The organism is Mycolicibacterium pyrenivorans (assembly GCF_025821625.1).
Taxonomy (GTDB): Bacteria; Actinomycetota; Actinomycetes; order Mycobacteriales; family Mycobacteriaceae; genus Mycobacterium; species Mycobacterium pyrenivorans.
In genome coordinates, this window is the sequence record NZ_JACKSH010000296.1 from 1 (window position 1) to 2,831 (window position 2,831).

A 2,831-nucleotide genomic window follows, 5' to 3' on the forward strand; every position below is an offset into this window, starting at 1 on the left:
CTGGGCGACAACCGAGCGCCAAGAGCACGTCGCGGACACCGTCCACACCGCAAACCAGCAGGTCACAACCCTGCCCGACCGCCGGACTACAGATAACCCAGGAATCGTTGAACGCCCGCTACCGCCGCGCCGTGCGGGCCCGCGGTCATTCTCCCACCGAGCAGGCGGCGCTGAAGTGCCTATACTTGGTCACCCGGTCGCTGGACCCGACCGGGACCGGACAGAAGCGATGGACCATACGCTGGAAACCAGCCCTGAACGCCTTCGCGATCACCTTCGCCGACCGCATGCCGGGCAGCGAAACCACCTAACCGAAGATGCCGCTTACACCGTTGATCTGACGGACCCGGCGCGTCACCTTATGTAGACGAGATCACGCTAAGTCCTGGCGAATCAGGCATTTACGACGCGTTCGGCAGGCTGCGGCAGTGCACGCAAGATCGCGACTGGACGTGTTGATCTCTTTGACCGACTTGCCTTTGCGCCGGGGCCGCCAGCCCCGCAATGGCCGAGGTCTGTGGCGATGTCGTCGTGCTGTCGGTGCCCTGCTAACAACATTCGGCCGCGGGGCGCGGGAACAAGAGCACGCGCGGCGGTCGTTGCCGCTATTGTCCGACGAACACCCGGGTGGCGGGCGTTAGCCGACTCCACTCCCCCGATCGCCCGGGTCGGCAGGCGATGCCGATTGCCGCGCCTATCGGTTCGGGCATCTCCAAGTCATCGCCGGCATGGTCCCTGGCAGACCGCCCGTGGCGCTGTGACTTGTGACATGCTCGCCGTGGCCACGGCCGCGAAACCGCTTGTTGCGCAGACCATCTGTGTGCTCGGCGACGCGTTGGCTCGGGTGCGACTTCCTATCTTGACGCTGCTCTCGATCGCAATCCTGACTGGCTGACCTATCATCGCGCAACGGGCTCTTGGAGAAGCCCATCAGATCGGTGGTCGCGAGCAGGCGGCATTGTTCAACCTCGCCGCCGTCGCATTGCTCGGCTTGGCAGTCCTTTCCGAAGTTCAGTCGCTGCTGAGTGGTCTGGCGACGTTGGCTACAGACCTAGACGCCTAGGTGGGGGGAGTGGTCAGCAGGTCGCCCTGAAGGTTCTTCCCCGGCGTCTATGACGAGGCGGCGGCGACGTTCGCCGCGGCAGGCGGCAGCCCAGCGGCTTCCCTTGACCGGTGATAGCGCTCCGCAAGTCCTGCCCAGCGTTCACCGTAGCGGTGCGCGGAATCGACGACGGTCTGCGGTATGTGAACGAAGGGCGGCCGAGCAGCCCCAGCACGCCCATAGCCCGCAGTGTCGATTGCCATCTTCCACCAGGCGGACTGCATGGCTTGGAATTCCTCCATAGTCAGACCCAGCGTTCGAAATGGCGCCTGCATCTGGTCGGCGATGGCCGCGGCCTCTGTCCAGTCGCCACGCTGGCATGCATCGCGCAGCGAAAGCGCGGGCCAGGGGCCCATGCATACGTCGATGCTCCACGCTCCGGCAGCACCGAACATCATTGCGGGGTACATCAATTGGTCCAAGACGAGGACCGACATCTTTTCCTTGACCGCTTTGATGGCGCCGATCACATTGAAGATGTCCATCGAGGTCTGCTTGAGCGCAACGATATTGCGAATCTGGGCCAGCTCCCTAAATGCACCGGGCGGCAATGTGATGCGGAACGCATGCGGGTTCTGGTAAATCATAATCGCCAGCTCCGGAACGGCCTCGGCGAGGTCTTTATAGTACTGGACCGCGTTCTCGGCAGTCTGCGGCAAATACATCGGCGGTCCGCTCATAATGCCGTCCGCCCCGAGGTCGGCGATGACGCGGGCGCGTCGGATCGAGTCGCGCGTGTTGAGCGTGCTGGCACCAACGAACACCGGAACCCGGGCGTTCACCGTCTCCACGACTGTCGTGATGAGCGTGCGGTATTCGTCGTCGGAAAGGGTGTGCGACTCGCCGGCGCTGCCGGTCGTCACGATGCCGTCGACACCATCACGCACCAGACGATCCACCAGAGACGCGAGCGCATCGGTGTCGATCGTGTCGACCGCGTTGACATCGGCGGCGTCCGGCGTCGAGCAGGCCGGCACGAATCCCCACAGCCCCTTCATGTCGCTGGGAACGAGTTCGCTGCTACGTGTTGTCATGAGCCGTGTCCAATCTGGTTTGATGATCTTCGGAATGGCTTTTATTGGCGGTATGGTCGCGCCGGACCGCCCAGGGTGGGACTTGAGCCGATGGTAAGTGCCGATGCACTCCCGTTCGTGGCATTGTGTCCCTCGGCGCGAAGTCAACTCTAGGCGCCGCGATAAGTGCTAGTAGTCGATGTCTAAGCCGCTCTCGAGTTCTGCGAGCCGATCCTGGGCTTTTCCGATCGACATCATCTTCATCATGTTGCCGACGGCTTTCATCTGCCCGGTCATGGTCGCGGTCTGGCCGTTGAGCGCACCCCGAGACAGCTCGACGTTTGTTTCGTAGCTGAGCTCGGCCTCCACGTCGGGCGTGCGCGGCGGGGATCCGATACCGACGATGAGCGACCCGTCAGAGAAATGCATGTAGTAGTCATCGCTGGCCGGGCTCTGCGACACGGATACGCGGAGCACCACGTCATGTCCCTTCGCTGCAATGCGGAACCTCTCGTCGGCATTGGCCGCGTCGGTCACCGCAGTCGCCCAGTCGTCGGTTAGGAACCGGATCGCCATTTCACCTCCATATGATCGTTTTCGTCGTCTCGGCCGTCGAGCCGTTCATGTTGTTGCGGCTTCGAGTGCGCCTGGTGGTGTTTGGGCGACCATCTGGTGGCCCCACACACTGGGTCGGTCGTACTGAGCGACTGTCCAGG

The 2,831-nt window shown here is 63.1% G+C and carries 3 protein-coding genes and 1 pseudogene; 1 reads left to right on the forward strand and 3 read right to left on the reverse strand.

Annotated elements, in window-relative coordinates; genetic code table 11:
• A partial coding sequence (locus H7I57_RS32560; protein ID WP_264028494.1) for a transposase occupies nt 1-311 on the forward strand: 311 nt, incomplete at its 5' end.
• Nucleotides 312-1,110: 799 nt separating this feature from the next.
• Here the strand turns inward: H7I57_RS32560 and H7I57_RS32565 are convergent.
• The 3 genes and pseudogenes from H7I57_RS32565 to H7I57_RS33680 form a co-directional block, all read right to left on the reverse strand.
• Complete coding sequence (locus tag H7I57_RS32565) at nt 1,111-2,136, reverse strand: dihydrodipicolinate synthase family protein (RefSeq protein WP_011777791.1); 1,026 nt, start codon at nt 2,134-2,136, stop codon at nt 1,111-1,113.
• Between the two features lie 168 nt (nt 2,137-2,304).
• The gene (locus H7I57_RS32570) at nt 2,305-2,691 is read right to left on the reverse strand and encodes an SCP2 sterol-binding domain-containing protein (protein WP_011777790.1); all 387 of its coding nucleotides are present in this window, start codon (nt 2,689-2,691) and stop codon (nt 2,305-2,307) included.
• Between the two features lie 45 nt (nt 2,692-2,736).
• A pseudogene (locus tag H7I57_RS33680) lies at nt 2,737-2,831 on the reverse strand (VOC family protein); the annotation flags it as partial.